The 14,701-nt window shown below is 72.0% G+C and carries 13 protein-coding genes; 11 read left to right on the top strand and 2 right to left on the bottom strand.

Annotation, left to right across the window (positions count from 1 at the left end):
• Positions 1–163 precede the first annotated feature (163 nt).
• The 9 genes from QMC84_RS12925 (at position 164) to QMC84_RS12965 (ending at position 9,154) form a co-directional block, all read left to right on the top strand.
• Entirely contained in the window at positions 164–1,057 is an 894-nt protein-coding gene (locus tag QMC84_RS12925; protein WP_300375221.1) for an ABC transporter substrate-binding protein, read from the top strand.
• Positions 1,054–1,905, top strand: a complete 852-nt coding sequence (locus QMC84_RS12930; protein ID WP_300375222.1) for an amino acid ABC transporter permease — start codon at positions 1,054–1,056, stop codon at positions 1,903–1,905. Before QMC84_RS12925 ends, QMC84_RS12930 begins: the two co-directional genes overlap by 4 nt.
• Positions 1,902–2,639, top strand: a complete 738-nt coding sequence (locus QMC84_RS12935) for an amino acid ABC transporter ATP-binding protein (protein WP_300375223.1) — start codon at positions 1,902–1,904, stop codon at positions 2,637–2,639. Before QMC84_RS12930 ends, QMC84_RS12935 begins: the two co-directional genes overlap by 4 nt.
• Before the next feature lie 348 nt (positions 2,640–2,987).
• Positions 2,988–4,145, top strand: a complete 1,158-nt coding sequence (locus tag QMC84_RS12940) for a CaiB/BaiF CoA-transferase family protein (protein ID WP_300375224.1) — start codon at positions 2,988–2,990, stop codon at positions 4,143–4,145.
• Between the two features lie 31 nt (positions 4,146–4,176).
• Entirely contained in the window at positions 4,177–4,908 is a 732-nt protein-coding gene (locus tag QMC84_RS12945) for a glutamine amidotransferase (protein WP_300375225.1), read from the top strand.
• A 23-nt stretch (positions 4,909–4,931) separates the two neighbouring features.
• On the top strand, positions 4,932–6,371 hold the full coding sequence (locus QMC84_RS12950) for an NAD(P)/FAD-dependent oxidoreductase (RefSeq protein WP_300375226.1): 1,440 nt from the start codon (positions 4,932–4,934) through the stop codon (positions 6,369–6,371).
• Positions 6,372–6,424: 53 nt separating this feature from the next.
• Positions 6,425–6,619: a CsbD family protein gene (locus QMC84_RS12955; RefSeq protein WP_300375227.1), complete on the top strand. Its 195-nt coding sequence runs from the start codon at positions 6,425–6,427 to the stop codon at positions 6,617–6,619.
• Positions 6,620–6,790: 171 nt separating this feature from the next.
• On the top strand, positions 6,791–8,332 hold the full coding sequence (locus QMC84_RS12960) for a DEAD/DEAH box helicase (RefSeq protein WP_300375228.1): 1,542 nt from the start codon (positions 6,791–6,793) through the stop codon (positions 8,330–8,332).
• A 120-nt stretch (positions 8,333–8,452) separates the two neighbouring features.
• Positions 8,453–9,154 (top strand): CPBP family glutamic-type intramembrane protease, encoded by a 702-nt coding sequence (locus QMC84_RS12965; RefSeq protein WP_300375229.1) that lies wholly within the window; start codon positions 8,453–8,455, stop codon positions 9,152–9,154.
• A gap of 158 nt (positions 9,155–9,312) precedes the next feature.
• On the opposite strand, the gene QMC84_RS12970 is transcribed toward QMC84_RS12965, so the two are convergent.
• A complete protein-coding gene (locus tag QMC84_RS12970; protein ID WP_300375230.1) occupies positions 9,313–10,206 on the bottom strand; it encodes an NAD(P)H-binding protein in 894 nt (297 codons plus the stop codon).
• A 28-nt stretch (positions 10,207–10,234) separates the two neighbouring features.
• Entirely contained in the window at positions 10,235–11,002 is a 768-nt protein-coding gene (locus QMC84_RS12975; RefSeq protein WP_300375231.1) for a MerR family transcriptional regulator, read from the bottom strand.
• 57 nt (positions 11,003–11,059) lie between these two features.
• Here QMC84_RS12975 and QMC84_RS12980 point away from each other — a divergent pair, with 57 nt between their 5' ends.
• Together QMC84_RS12980 and QMC84_RS12985 are read left to right on the top strand one after the other, a co-directional pair.
• On the top strand, positions 11,060–12,271 hold the full coding sequence (locus tag QMC84_RS12980) for an acetyl-CoA C-acetyltransferase (protein ID WP_300375232.1): 1,212 nt from the start codon (positions 11,060–11,062) through the stop codon (positions 12,269–12,271).
• A gap of 82 nt (positions 12,272–12,353) precedes the next feature.
• Positions 12,354–14,564, top strand: a complete 2,211-nt coding sequence (locus tag QMC84_RS12985) for a 3-hydroxyacyl-CoA dehydrogenase NAD-binding domain-containing protein (RefSeq protein ID WP_300375233.1) — start codon at positions 12,354–12,356, stop codon at positions 14,562–14,564.
• The last annotated feature ends 137 nt before the right edge of the window (positions 14,565–14,701 follow it).

Here is a 14,701-nt window from a genome sequence, read left to right on the forward strand (position 1 = left end):
GCCGGCGCCCGAGTGCGCCCGCCAGTCCTCGTCGGTGTCGGCGGGGTCGTGGGTCAGGAGGTGGCTCACGTCCACGCCGATCCCGCCGGCGCCGATCACCGCGGTCGTCCACCAAATGCGCGATGGTCAGCGCCACCCCTGAGCCGGGTCCTACGCTGCACCCATGCGTCTGCGTGGATCCCTGGCGATCGCCGCCCTGCCCCTGCTGCTCGCCGCCGTCGCGTGTGCGCCCGAGTCGGACGGCGGGTCCACCACGGCCTCCGACCCGGCCGCCTCGGACGCCGCCGGGTCGAGCGCCCCTGCCGACCAGTGCGCGAAGGAGAGCCTCCCGCTGGTCAGCGAGCACCCGATGCTCACCATCGGCACCGACTCCCCGGCGTACGAGCCGTGGTTCGTCGACAACGACCCCTCGAACGGCCAGGGCTTCGAGTCGGCCGTCGCGTACGCCGTCGCCGAGGAGCTCGGCTTCGCGGCCGACGAGGTGATGTGGGTCAAGGTGCCGTTCAACAACTCCTACGCGCCGGGCCCGAAGAAGTTCGACTTCGACATCAACCAGATCTCGATCACGCCGCAGCGCGCCGAGGTCGTCGACTTCTCCGACGGGTACTACTCGGCTGCCCAGGCGGTGATCACGCTGAAGAAGGACGGCGCGACGCCGACCTCGCTGGCCGACCTGGGCTCGCTGAAGCTCGGCGCGCAGACCGGCACCACGAGCCTCACCGCGATCCGCGACCAGATCCAGCCCGACAGCGACCCGCTGGTCTTCCAGAACACCAACGCCGCCAAGCAGGCGCTGCTCAACGGCCAGGTCGACGCGATCGTCGCCGACCTGCCGACCGCGTTCTACATCACCGCGGTGGAGATCCCCGGCAGCACCCTGGCCGGCCAGTTCCAGGCGAGCGGCGAGCAGGAGCAGTTCGGGCTGCTGTTCGAGAAGGGCAACCCGCTGGTGACCTGCGTCAACGAGGCGCTCGCGACGCTGAAGAGCGACGGCACCCTCGCCGGCATCGAGCAGCAGTGGCTGTCCGACACGGTCGACGTGCCCGTGCTGGAGTGAGCGCGGTCGGCTGGACGCCGAGCGAGCGGGAGCAGGAGCGGGCCCGGGCGCGGCGCTCGATCCGGCGCCGCGGCGTGCTGCTCGCGACCGCCGCCACCGTCGTGGTGCTCGGTCTGCTGGTGGTCGGCATCGTCGCCTCGCCGGGATGGGACCGGTTCCGCGAGACGTTCCTGTCCTGGCCGCACGCCAAGGAGGCGTTCCCGGACATCGCGAAGGGCTTCTGGCTCAACGTCAAGATGTTCCTGGTCGCCGAGCCGCTGATCCTGCTGCTCGGCGGCGCCGTAGCGATCGTGCGCAGCACGGTCTCGCCGCTGCTGACCCCGGTCCGGGTGCTCGCGGTGCTCTACACCGACTTCTTCCGCGGCGTGCCCACGATCCTCGTGGTGTTCCTGTTCGCGTTCGGCATCCCCGCCCTGCGGCTGCAGGGCGTCCCGAACGACCTCGCCGTGCTCGGCACCGCCGCGCTGGTGCTGTCGTACGGCGCCTACGTCGCCGAGGTGATCCGGGCGGGCATCGAGTCGGTGCACCCCTCGCAGGTCGCGAGCGCCGAGGCGCTCGGCCTGAGCCGGGCCCAGGCGATGCGCTTCGTGGTGCTGCCGCAGGGCGTGCGGCGCGTGACGCCGCCGCTGATGAACGACTTCGTGTCGCTGCAGAAGGACACCGCCCTGGTCGGAGCGGTCGGCGTCTTCGAGTCGCTGTTCGCGGCCCAGGACTACGGCAACTACACCTTCAACTACACGCCGTACCTGGTGACGGCCGCGTTCTTCGTGGCGCTGACGATCCCGCTGGCGAGGTTCACCGACTGGATGGGCCGGCGGATGATGGAGCGGGAGCGGGGGTCGCGATGAGCGCGCTGCTCGAGGTCACCGGACTGCGCAAGTCCTACGGCGACAAGGTCGTCCTCGACGACGTCTCGCTCACCGTGCAGCCCCACGACGTGATCTGCCTGATCGGCTCGTCCGGGTCCGGCAAGTCCACGCTGCTGCGCTGCCTGAACCTGCTCGAGGACATCGACGACGGCGTGATCCGGTTCGAGGACGCGGAGATCTCCGACCCGCGCGTCGACGCGCGGGCGGTCCGCAAGCGGATCGGCATGGTCTTCCAGGCCTACAACCTGTTCCCGCACCTGACCGTGCTGGACAACTGCACGCTCGCGCCGCGCCAGGTGCACGGCGTACGCCGCGCCGAGGCGGAGGCGCGAGCGCAGGAGCTGCTCGAGCGCTTCGGGCTGGCCGACCAGGCCGCGAAGCACCCCGACAAGCTCTCCGGTGGCCAGCAGCAGCGCGCCGCCCTGGTCCGCGCGCTGTGCACGCACCCGACGCTGCTGCTGCTCGACGAGATCACCGCGGCGCTCGACCCCGAGCTGGTCGGCGAGGTGCTCGAGATCGTCCGCGCCGAGGCCGAGCGCGGGATGACCATGGTGCTCGCCACCCACGAGATGGCCTTCGCCCGCGACGTCGCCACCACGGTCTGCTTCCTCGACCAGGGCCGGATCCTCGAGCAGGGCCCGCCGGCCGAGATCTTCAGCAACCCCCGCGAGGAGCGCACCCGGCACTTCCTGCGCCGGGTGCTGCCCGGCTGACGTCCCGGAGCCCGGACAAGGTGGAGTCCGTGACGCACCAGGTGCGTCACGGACTCCAGCTCGAGTCGGCGGCGCCGGGAGGTGACAGCCGGCAGTCCGGGCCGCAGCGTCTCGGGCTGCCCGTCCAGCCGTGCTGGGCCAGCAGAGCTGGGCTCGGGAGACCACGCCCGACTGGTCGCCGAGCAACCGCGCGAGGGCGGCGGCGTCCAGCCCGCGCGGCGGGCTCGGATCGGGGGTCGGCTCCATGCCTGCATGGTGGTCGCCGGGACGCACGGTCACCACCGGCCCCCGTCGTACCTGGGGACGAGCCTCGACGACCGTGACAGCACCTCTGTCACAATCGCCCGCATGAGCATCGAGCTGGGCCAGGGCACCGGGCCCCTCAAGGGCGTGAAGGTCGTCGAGATCGCGGGCATCGGGCCGGGGCCGCACGCGTGCATGACGCTGGCCGACCTGGGCGCGGACGTGATCCGGGTCGAGCGGCCCGGCGGGCAGCTGCTGGCCGGCGGCGGACCGCAGATGCTGCTCAACCGGGGGCGCCCGAGCGTGGCGCTGGACCTCAAGCACCCGGACGCGATCGGGACCGTGCTCGAGCTCGTGGCGCAGGCCGACGTGCTCGTCGAGGGGATGCGCCCCGGGGTCGCCGAGCGGCTCGGCTTCGGGCCCGAGGTGTGCCACGAGCGCAACCCGCGGCTGGTCTACGGCCGGATGACGGGGTGGGGGCAGGACGGGCCGTTCGCGCAGGTCGCCGGCCACGACATGAACTACATCTCGATCACCGGCGCGCTGCACGGCCTGGGCCAGGACAAGGCCCGGCCGCACTTCCCGGCCAACCTGCTCGGCGACTTCGGCGGCGGCTCGACGTACCTCGTCATCGGGATCCTCGCCGCGCTCCTCGAGGCGCACACCTCCGGCCGGGGCCAGGTGGTCGACGCCGCGATCGTCGACGGCACCACCCACCTCAACACGATGACCGCCGCCTTCCTGGCCACCGGCACCTTCAAGGAGGAGCGGGTCGCCAACCTCCTCGACGGCGGCGTCCCCTACTACGACATCTACGAGACCGCCGACGGCAAGCACATGTCCGTCGGTGCCCTGGAGCCCCAGTTCTACGACGAGCTCGTGCGGCTGCTCGGGATCGCGGACGAAGCCCCCGACCGCTACGACCCCGAGCAGGCGGGCGCGCTGCGCGCGCTGATCGCCGACCGGTTCCGGACCCGCACCCAGGCCGAGTGGGTCCAGGTCTTCGAGGGCACCGAAGCCTGCGTGGCCGGCATCATCCCGCTCACCGAGGCGGCGCAGCACCCGCACATGAGGGCACGCGGTGTCCTCGTCGAGCACGACGGCTACCTCCAGCCCGCGCCCGCGCCGCGCTTCTCGCGCACGGCGGCCACCCTCGGCCGCAGCGCCGAGGACGCCGGGCAGAGCACCCGCGAGGCCCTCGAGGCCTGGGGCGTGACCGGCGTCGACGCCCTGATCGCGAGCGGCGCCGCGGTCCAGTCATGAGTCCAGGCATGAGTCCAGGCATGATGCGCGCATGAAGCCGTTCCTCTTCCTGGGCACGCGCGCGGAGGACGAGGCCGCGGACAGCGAGTACGCCGCCGTGCTGCGGTGCGCCGGGCTCGAGGAGCGCGACGTACGCCGGGTCCGCGTCGAGCGCGACGAGCTCGGCCCGGTCGACCTGGACGGGCTGTCCGGGATCGTCCTGGGTGGCGGGCCGTTCAACTCCAGCGACCCGGAGGACGTCAAGTCGCCGGTGCAGCGGCGTGCCGAGGCCGACCTGCGGCGGCTCGCGGAGCAGGTGCTCGACGCCGACTTCCCGTTCCTGGGCGCCTGCTACGGCGTCGGCGTCCTCGGCGGGCTGCGCGGCGGCCTGGTCGACCGGACCTACGGCGAGCCGATCTCCAGTCGCCGGATCAGCCTGACCGAGGCCGGCCTGCTCGACCCGCTGCTGAGTGCGATGCCCCCGGACTTCGACGCGTTCCTCGGACACAAGGAGGCGGTCAGCCGGCTGCCGGTGGGCGCCGAGCTGCTGGCCTCCTCGTCGACCTGCCCGGTCCAGGCGTTCCGGATGGGCCGCAACGTCTACGCCACCCAGTTCCACCCCGAGCTCGACGGCGACGGCCTGGCCCTGCGCATCGAGACCTACCGCCACCACGGCTACTTCGAGCCCGACGAGCTCGACGGCCTGCTGGCGATGGCCCGTGGCAGCACGGTCGAGCACCCGCCGCGGCTGCTGTCCCGGTTCGTCGAGCTCTACGGTCGTTGACAGATATTCAGTAGAGTCTGCTCATGAGCGAGCACGTGGACGTCCTCATCATCGGCGCCGGGCTGTCCGGGATCGGCGCGGCCTGCCGGCTGCGCACCGAGCACCCGCAGCGCAGCGTCGCCGTGCTCGAGGCCCGCGCGGCCAGCGGCGGGACGTGGGACCTGTTCCGCTACCCCGGCATCCGCTCGGACTCCGACATGTTCACGTTCGGCTTCAAGTGGCGCCCGTGGCCCGGCGACACCGCGCTCGCCGACGGTGCCTCGATCCTGGAGTACCTGCGCACGGTCGCGCGGGAGTACGCCGTCGACGAGCTGATCCGCTACCGGCACCGGGTCGTCAGCGCGAGCTGGGACTCCGCGACCGACCTCTGGACCGTCGAGGTCGACCACGACGGCGAGATCCTCACGGTCACGACCAGCCTGCTCTGGGCCTGCGGCGGCTACTACGACTACGACCAGGGGTTCTCCCCGGAGCTGCCCGGCCAGGAGCGGTTCCGTGGCCCGGTCGTGCATCCCCAGCACTGGCCCGACGACCTCGACTACGCGGGCAAGAGGGTCGTCGTCGTCGGCTCCGGCGCGACTGCGGTGACCCTGGTCCCGGCGATGGCCGAGGCCGGCGCCGGCCACGTCACCATGCTCCAGCGCTCCCCGACCTACATCCTCTCGCTGCCCGGCCGCGACCCGCTCGCCACCCGGCTGCGCCGGCTGCCCCCGCGCGTCAGCTACCCGATCGTGCGGTGGAAGGCGATCCTGCTCGCGGTCGCGACGTACCAGCTCGCGCAGCGGCGCCCCGAGCTGGTGAAGAGCCTGGTCCGCAAGATGACCGCGAAGCAGCTGCCCGCCGGCGTCGACGTCGACGTGCACTTCAAGCCTGCCTACAACCCCTGGGACCAGCGGCTGTGCTTCGTCCCCGACGGCGACCTGTTCCGGGCGATGCGCGCCGGCCGGGCCTCGGTGGTCACCGACCACATCGACACCTTCACCGAGACCGGGATCCGGCTGCGCTCCGGCGAGGAGCTCGAGGCCGACGTCGTCGTGACCGCCACCGGCCTGACGCTCAAGGCGATGGGCGGCGTCGAGCTGGTCGTCGACGGGGTGCCCGTGAAGATGCAGGACACCATGACCTACAAGGCGCTGATGCTCAGCGACGTCCCGAACTTCGTGTTCACGATCGGCTACACCAACGCCTCCTGGACGCTCAAGGCGGACCTGGTCGCCGACTTCGTGTGCCGGCTGCTGACCTACCTCGACGAGCACGGCGTACGGCGGGCCGTCGCGCCGCGCGACCCGTCGGTCGGCGAGCAGCGGCTGATCGACTTCAGCTCCGGCTACATCCTCCGGGCGCTCGACGAGCTGCCCAAGCAGGGCGATCGCGAGCCGTGGAAGCTGCGGCAGAACTACCTGCGCGACGTGCGTTCGATCAACCACGACCGGATCGACGACGGCGTCCTGACGTTTCGTTGAGCCTCGGATCGGACACCGACCTCCTGAGTCCAGTCGACACGAAGGAGCCAGCCATGGGCATCGGTGACAAGGCCAAGCACAAGCTCGAGGAGACCGGCGGTCAGGTCAAGGAGTCCACCGGCCGGGCCACGGGCGACCGCGACCTGGAGGCGGAGGGCAAGGCCGACCAGGCCGAGGGCAAGGTCAAGAACGCCGGCGAGCACGTCAAGGACGCCGCGAAGGACGTCAAGGACGGCCTCACCAAGTAGCACCCGGGCCGCCCCGGCGGACCGACGATGCACGACGGACGGGCTGCGTCCCCTATACTGGCGACGCAGCCCGTTCCGTCTTGCCTCGGGCTATGCGCGGCCATCTCTGCGCTGCGCCACTCCCTCTCGGGATCCACCTGGCGAGACACGCCAACAGTGAGTAGTTCTCCCTTGTCCTCTGCAGTCTCCGCTGCGGGCTTCGCCGATCTCGGCGTCCCCGCGAGCCTCGCCGCCGTCCTCAGCGACCTCGGCATCACCCAGCCCACTCCCATCCAGGCCGCCACGCTCCCCGACTCGCTCGCGGGCCGCGACGTCCTGGGCCGGGGCCGCACCGGCTCCGGCAAGACCTACGCCTTCCTCCTCCCGCTCGTCGCGCGTCTCACCGCGTCCGGCCGGCCGGCCCAGTCCCGCAAGCCGCGGTCGCTGATCCTGGCCCCGACCCGTGAGCTCGTGAACCAGATCGAGGAGGCGCTCAAGCCCCTGGCCCGCACCTCTGGCCTCACCACCCAGACCGTCTTCGGCGGCGTCGGCCAGGGACCCCAGGTCACCGGTCTGCGCAAGGGCGTCGACATCGTCCTGGCCTGCCCCGGCCGTCTCGAGGACCTCATCGGCCAGGGTCACTGCGACCTCAGCCAGGTCGAGATCACGATCCTCGACGAGGCCGACCACATGGCCGACCTCGGCTTCCTGCCCGGTGTCCGCCGGATCATGGACCGCACACCCGGCAACGGCCAGCGGCTGCTGTTCTCGGCCACGCTGGACAAGGCGATCGACGTGATCGTCAAGCGCTTCCTGCACAGCCCGGTGACCCACCAGGCCGACTCGGCGCAGTCGCCGGTCGCCTCGATGGACCACCACGTGCTGCACGTCGGACGTGAGCACCGGGTGCCGGTGCTGGTCGACCTGACCAGCGCGCCGGGTCGCACCGTGGTCTTCACCCGCACCAAGTACGGCGCCAAGAGCCTGGCCAAGCAGCTCAACAAGTCGGGTGTGCCGGCGGTCGAGCTCCACGGCAACCTCAGCCAGGGCGCACGGACCCGCAACATGGACGCGTTCCACTCCGGCCGCGCCACCACGCTGGTCGCCACCGACATCGCCGCGCGCGGCATCCACGTCGACGACGTCGCCCTCGTGGTGCACGCCGACCCGCCGGTCGAGCACAAGGCCTACCTGCACCGCTCCGGGCGCACCGCTCGTGCGGGCGCGCGGGGCACGGTCATCACGTTGATGACCGACGACCAGGTGCGCGACGTGCGCGACCTGACCCGCGCGGCGGGCATCAAGCCGACCACCACGCGGATCAACGGCGCGAGCCATCCGCTCCTGGTCCAGCTCGCCCCGGGCGAGCGCGTCCTGGTCCCCGGCGGCCTGGTCGTCGAGGCGCCCGCACCCGCGGCCGGCCGGGCCGGTCGTGGCTCGCGGCCCGAGGGCTCGGGCCGCCCCGGCGGCGGCCGCAACCGCGCCCGCGGCCGGCGCGGAGGACCGAGCTCCTCGGCTGCGTCCGCCGGATCGGCCTCGTCGGGCAAGTCGGGCGGCTCCGGCAGGTCGGGCGGCTCCGGCAGGTCGGGCGGCTCGGGCGGCTCGGGCAGGTCGGGCGGCTCCGGCGGCTCGGGCGGCGGCAACGGCTCGCGACGCCGGTCGGGTGGTCCGTCGGCGTCCTCGGGCGGGAACGGGCGGCACAGCGCCGCGTCGTTCAGCTCCGGGCGTTCGTAGGCTCCGGCTGCTCGTAGGCTCGGGCTGCTCGCAGGCTCGGGCCGTTCGTCAGGCTCGGCGCCCTCGGGTGAGGGAGTCCCCGCTGTTGGGGACTCCCTCTCCGGAAGGGGTGAGACGACAGTGCTGACCTGGCTGCGCCGCGCGCTGTGGGACCGGGTCCCGCGCGACCACCGGGCGACCCCCGCAGCGCTGCGGCACCGACAGCTGGTGACCGCCGGCTTCGTGGTGCTCGGCGGCATCGTGCTCGGGCTGTCGCTGCGCATCGACCCCGGCAGCGCGTGGTTCTACCCCGCGACGCTCGGCCTGGCCGCGGTGTGGGCCGTGGGCGCGTTCGCCTCCGGCCCGCTCCATCTCGGCCGGCTCGGCACCGGCACGGCCGCCACTCCGGGCAGCGCCGGCCGGCGCCCGGTGCTCACCCCGGTCGTGCTCGGCCTCGCCCTGGCCGGGGTCTTCGTGGTCGGTGCACTGGTGGTGCGGCAGGTGCCGCTCCTCGACGACCAGGTCCGCTCGGTGGTCGACCACGCCGACCAGGGCTCGTGGCCGCTCCTGGTGCTGGTCACGGCCGTCAACGGCGTCGCGGAGGAGCTGTTCTTCCGCGGGGCGGCGTACGCCGCGATCCCACGGCACCCGGTCGTCCTGACGACGATCGCCTACGCCGTGGCCACCCTCGCGACCGGCAACGTGATGCTGGCCTTCGCCGCGCTGCTGCTGGGCGCTCTCGTCGGCCTGGAGCGCCGCGCCTCGGGCGGCATCCTGGCCCCGATCCTCACCCACTGCTCCTGGTCGCTCACCATGCTCTTCGCGCTCCCCGCCCTGTTCTGACGAGTCAGCAGCCAGACGCCCGGGCCCGCGACGGTTTCCCCGGGTACCCGGGGAAACCAGCACTGTTCGGCCGAAACTTCGGCCGAGAAGCGCAGGCTTTGCCCGAACAGTCCGGGCGGGGTCGACCGGGAGCCCCCGAGGTCCGAGCCCGGCGGCGGCTACCCGGCCGAGGAGTCGGCGAGCGCGCGCCGGACGGCCTCGCGGTAGGTGATCGGCTCGCCGGGGACCAGGTCCCGGATGGCGTGGTCGGTGACGATCACCTCGGTGCCCATCGAGTCGATCAGGTTGCGGCCGGTGGTGGCGTCGACGTTGGTGACGAACGAGATCCAGTACGACGACAGCCTGGGCGTCAGCACCGGCACGGTCAGGATCGGGACGCGGCTGCCCGAGATCACCTCGGCCGCCTGCTGGAGCATCTCGACGTAGCTGAGCTGGTCGGGCCCGCCGATCTCGAAGGCCCGGTCGTACGCCTCCTCGTTGCCGACCACGCCGGCCAGGTAGCGCACGACGTCGTCCAGCGCGATCGGCTGGGTGCGGGTCGCGGCCCAGCGGGGCACCACCATCGCAGGCAGGTTCTTCACCAGCTGGCGGGTCATCTCCCAGGAGATCCCGCCGGCACCGACCACGATCGCGGCGCGCAGCACGGTGACCGGCACCCCCGACTCCCCGAGCAGCCGCTCGACCTCGCGCCGCGAGCGCAGGTGGGCCGACAGGTCGTCCTTGCCGAGGCCGCCGAGGTACACGATCTGGCGGGTGCCGCTCGCGGCGGCGGCCAGCCCGAAGGCCCGGGCCGCGTCGGCGTCCTTGCGCTCGAAGTCGTCGTCGTCGAGCGAGTGCACCAGGTAGACGGCGACGTCCACGCCCTCGAGCGGCGCGGCGAGGGTCCCCGGGTCGCTGACGTCGCCGGCGACGGGCTCGCCCGGCCCCTCGTACGCCTCGGGGCGCCGGGTCATCGCGCGGACGCGGTGACCGGCGGCCGCCAGCTCGGGCACCAGTCGGCTGCCGATGAACCCGGTCGCGCCGGTGACGAGGACGGTGCACGGCTCGGTCATGCCTCTCAGTGGCCGGTCCGGGTGCCGTTCAATCCTGCGCACGGTCCTTCGCGGGCCGGGTACGCCGGCTCCGCGCCGCGATCTCCTCGCGCCGGGTCTCGTCCATCGCGGCCTCGTACGCCGAGACCAGGCTGGCGATCGACAGCGGCTTGAGCCGCTCGACGACGCTGCGCAGCTGCTCCGGCGGCGCGCCGGACTCCTTGTAGACCGGCCACACCATGGTCCGGAACAGCTCGTTGAGCTCCTTGGCGATCCGGCGGCCGTGGTCGGCGTACACCTCCCCGGCCGCGATCGCGGCCTCCATCGGGAAGCCGAGGTCGAGGAGCCCGAGGCCGACCGAGAGCTGCGAGACGGCGACCTCGTAGCGGCCGCGCTTGGTGCGGAACGCGATCCCGAGGGCCGCGAGCGTGGCCAGGTCCTCCTCGCTGAGCGAGCGGCCGGTGCGCCGCTCGAGCTCGGCGCGCGACATCTCCACGGGCAGGTCGGCCTGCCACGGGGCGAGCATCGTGCGGTGCAGCGCGATGTCCTCGGGGGAGGCGTCCGCCGGGATCCCGGCGAGGTACTTCTCGATCGCGGACAGCGTGAAACCGTGCGCCTGCAGCTCCTGGACCAGCTCGAGGCGCGCCACGTGGTCGGGGCTGTAGTAGCCCGACCGGCCGCGCCGGATCGGCGGCGGCACCAGGCCCTTGGTGGTGTAGAAGCGGATGTTGCGCACGCTCATGCCGACCCGGTTGGTCAGCTCGTCGAGGGTCAGCAGTCCACGGACCGACTCGACCGGCGCGACGCTCTCGTCCATGACCCTCCTCACAGGGCTCGATCTTGACGGTGACAGTAATAGTGTCACAATCGAGGCATGGCTGAGGCATTCCTGTACGACCACATCCGCACGCCCCGCGGCAAGGGCAAGAAGGTCGGCTCCCTCCACGAGGTGAAGCCCGTGGACCTGATCGTCGGGCTTCTCGACGAGGTCAAGGAGCGCAACCCCTCCCTCGACCCCGCGCGCGTCGACGACGTGGTCCTCGGCGTGGTCACTCCCATCGGCGAGCAGGGCGGCGACATCGCGAAGACCGCCGCGCTCAAGGCCGGCTACCCCGAGACGGTCGCCGGCGTGCAGCTCAACCGCTTCTGCGCCTCCGGCCTGGACGCGGTCAACCAGGCGGCCTCCCGCGTCCGCGGCGGCTTCGAGGACCTGATCCTCGCCGGCGGTGTGGAGTCGATGAGCCGGGTGCCGATGGGCTCCGACGGCGGCGCCTGGGCCTCCGACCCGGCCACCGCGCTGCAGACCGGCTTCGTGCCCCAGGGCATCGGCGCCGACCTGATCGCCACGATCGAGGGCTGGACCCGCGACGACGTGGACGCGTACGCCGCCGAGTCGCACCACCGGGCCGCGAAGGCCTGGGCCAACGGCTACTTCAGCGGCGCGGTGATCCCGGTCCGCGACCAGAACGGCCTGGTCGTGCTCGACCACGACGAGACGATCCGCCCCGGCACCACCGCCGAGGGCCTGGCCGGCCTGAAGCCGAGCTTCGCCGACATCGGCGCCCAGGCGGGCTTCGACGACGTCGCGCTGGAGAGGTACCACTGGGTCGAGCGGATCGACCACGTCCACCACGCCGGCAACTCCTCGGGCATCGTCGACGGCGCCTCGCTGGTCGCGATCGGCACCGAGGAGATTGGGGCCGAGCTCGGCCTCACCCCGCGGGCCCGGATCGTCTCGGCAGCGGTCTCCGGCGCCGACCCCACGATCATGCTCACCGGCCCCGCCCCGGCCGCCCGCAAGGCGCTGGCCCGCGCCGGCCTCGAGGTCGAGGACATCGACCTGTTCGAGATCAACGAGGCCTTCGCCGCCGTCGCGATGCGGTTCATGCGCGACCTCGGCATCAGCCACGAGATCACCAACGTCAACGGCGGTGCCATCGCCATGGGCCACCCGCTCGGTGCCACTGGCGCGATGATCCTCGGCACCCTGGTCGACGAGCTCCAGCGCCGCGACCTGCGCCGCGGCCTCGCCTCGCTCTGCGTCGGCGGCGGCATGGGCATCGCCACCATCGTCGAGATCGTCTGAGAACCCTCCTTCCTCTGGTGGTTTCGAGGCCGGGCGCCACCGCGCCGCGCACCTCAACCACCGTGTTCAGAACAGGACTTCCATGAGCACCAGCAGCACCGAGCAGCAGACCGCCGTCCGCTACGACAAGGACGCCGACGGCATCGTCACCCTCACCCTCGACGACCCGACGTCGAGCGCGAACACCATGAACGAGCTGTACCTCGAGTCGATGGCCGCGGCGGTCCAGCGGCTGTACGACGAGGTGGACTCCGACAACCCGGTGACGGGAGTCGTGGTCGCCAGCGCGAAGAAGACCTTCTTCGCCGGCGGCAACCTCAAGAACATGGTCCAGGCGACCAAGGCCGATGCGGCCGACGTCTTCGCGATGGGCGAGGCCGTCAAGGCCGGCCTGCGCCGGCTCGAGCAGTTCCCCCGCCCGGTCGTCGCGGCGATCAACGGCGCCGCGCTCGGCGGCGGCTTCGAGATCTGCCTGGCCACCAACCACCGGATCGCGGTCGACGACGACTCGGTCAAGCTCGGCCTGCCCGAGTCCACGCTGGGGCTGCTGCCCGGCGGTGGCGGCGTCACCCGCATCGTGCGGCTGCTCGGCCTCCAGTCCGGCCTGATGGACGTGCTGCTCACCGGCACCCAGTTCAAGCCGTCGGCCGCGAAGGACAAGGGTCTGGTCGACGAGCTGGTCGCCACCCGTGAGGAGCTGGTCCCCGCCGCGAAGGCCTGGATCAAGGCCAACCCGGAGGAGAGCCAGAACCCCTGGGACAAGCCCGGCTACAAGATGCCCGGCGGCTCGCCGACGTCCCCGGCGCTGGCCGGGTTCCTGCCGGCCTTCCCGGCGCTGCTGCGCAAGCAGACCAAGGGTGCCGTCTACCCGGCCCCGCGGGCGATCCTGTCGGCGGCAGTCGAGGGTGCGCTGGTCGACTTCGACACCGCCTCGCGGATCGAGTCGCGCTACCTGACCAACCTGATCGTCAACCAGGGCTCGAAGAACATGATCCAGGCGTTCTTCTTCGACCTGCAGGCGATCAACTCCGGATCGCTGCGCCCGCAGGGGATCCCGCCGTACCGCGCGGTCAAGGTCGGCGTCCTCGGCGCCGGCATGATGGGCGCCGGCATCGCCTACTCCTGCGCCCGCGCCGGCATGGAGGTCGTGCTCAAGGACGTCGCCGCCGAGAGCGCCGAGAAGGGCAAGTCCTACTCCGCCAAGCTGCTCGACAAGGCGATCGCGAAGGGCCGCAGCACGGAGGAGAAGAAGGCCGAGCTGCTCGGCCGGATCACCGCCACCGCGGACGCCGCGGACCTGGCCGGCTGCGACCTGGTGATCGAGGCCGTCTTCGAGGACCCGTCGCTCAAGCAGCAGGTCTTCGCCGAGATCGCGCCGTACGTCGACGACGACGCGCTGCTGTGCTCCAACACCTCGACGCTGCCGATCACCGAGCTGGCCGCCGGCGTCGACCGGCCGGCCGACTTCATCGGCCTGCACTTCTTCAGCCCCGTCGACAAGATGCCGCTGGTCGAGATCATCAGGGGCGCGGAGACCTCCGACGTCACGCTCGCCAAGGCGTACGACGTGGTCCAGCAGATCCGCAAGACCCCGATCGTCGTCAACGACAGCCGCGGCTTCTACACCTCGCGGGTGATCGGCACCCAGGTGATGGAGGGCCTGGCGATGGTCGGCGAGGGCCTGCACCCGGTCTCGATCGAGCGCGCGGGCACCCAGGCCGGCTACCCGGTCGGGCCGCTGCAGCTGACCGACGAGCTCAACATGGAGCTGATGGCCAAGATCCAGAAGGCGAACGCCGACGCGGCCGAGCGCGAGGGCCGCACCTGGGAGTCCTCGGGCGGTGAGCAGGTGGTCGCGAAGATGATCGAGCTCGGCCGCCCGTCGCGGCTCAAGGGCGCCGGCTTCTACGAGTACGACGAGTCCGGCCGGCGGCAGGGCGTCTGGGCGGGCCTCGCGGAGGCGTTCCCGCGCAGCGAGGAGCAGATCCCGCTGCAGGACATGAAGGACCGGATGCTGTTCATCGAGGCGCTCGAGACCGCGAAGTGCTTCGAGGAGGGCGTGCTCGAGTCCGCGGCCGCCGCGAACATCGGCTCGATCATGGGCATCGGCTTCCCGGCGATGACCGGCGGCGCGGCCCAGTTCATGCAGGGCTACCAGAACACTGCCGGCCAGGTCGGCCTCGGCGCGTTCGTGGCCCGCGCCGACGAGCTGGCCGAGAAGTACGGCGAGCGGTTCCGCCCCACGGCGTACCTGCGCGACCTCGCCGCGTCGAACGGCTCCTTCCCGGCCTGACCCGACGGCTGCGGCCGCTGTGGTGAGACGCTCGCCACAGTGGCCGGTTCCGTGCCGATTCATCTACCCGAGGACGGCGATCGGGCTAGCGTTTTTGAAGCGGCCCGGGATGGACCGGACCGGCGCACGAAGGAGTG

Origin of the sequence: Nocardioides sp., from assembly GCF_030019515.1 — a bacterium.
In the GTDB taxonomy this organism is placed as follows: domain Bacteria; phylum Actinomycetota; class Actinomycetes; order Propionibacteriales; family Nocardioidaceae; genus Nocardioides.

Excerpts from the sequence above, each read along its gene's own strand:
- QMC84_RS12925 (WP_300375221.1), top strand. The coding sequence starts at position 164 with ATGCGTCTGCGTGGATCCCTGGCGATCGCCGCCCTGCCCCTGCTGCTC.
- QMC84_RS12980 (WP_300375232.1), top strand. The coding sequence starts at position 11,060 with ATGGCTGAGGCATTCCTGTACGACCACATCCGCACGCCCCGCGGCAAG.
- QMC84_RS12970 (WP_300375230.1), bottom strand. The coding sequence starts at position 10,206 with ATGACCGAGCCGTGCACCGTCCTCGTCACCGGCGCGACCGGGTTCATC.
- QMC84_RS12935 (WP_300375223.1), top strand. The coding sequence starts at position 1,902 with ATGAGCGCGCTGCTCGAGGTCACCGGACTGCGCAAGTCCTACGGCGAC.
- QMC84_RS12945 (WP_300375225.1), top strand. The coding sequence starts at position 4,177 with ATGAAGCCGTTCCTCTTCCTGGGCACGCGCGCGGAGGACGAGGCCGCG.
- QMC84_RS12950 (WP_300375226.1), top strand. The coding sequence starts at position 4,932 with ATGAGCGAGCACGTGGACGTCCTCATCATCGGCGCCGGGCTGTCCGGG.
- QMC84_RS12985 (WP_300375233.1), top strand. The coding sequence starts at position 12,354 with ATGAGCACCAGCAGCACCGAGCAGCAGACCGCCGTCCGCTACGACAAG.
- QMC84_RS12955 (WP_300375227.1), top strand. The coding sequence starts at position 6,425 with ATGGGCATCGGTGACAAGGCCAAGCACAAGCTCGAGGAGACCGGCGGT.
- QMC84_RS12975 (WP_300375231.1), bottom strand. The coding sequence starts at position 11,002 with ATGGACGAGAGCGTCGCGCCGGTCGAGTCGGTCCGTGGACTGCTGACC.
- QMC84_RS12940 (WP_300375224.1), top strand. The coding sequence starts at position 2,988 with ATGAGCATCGAGCTGGGCCAGGGCACCGGGCCCCTCAAGGGCGTGAAG.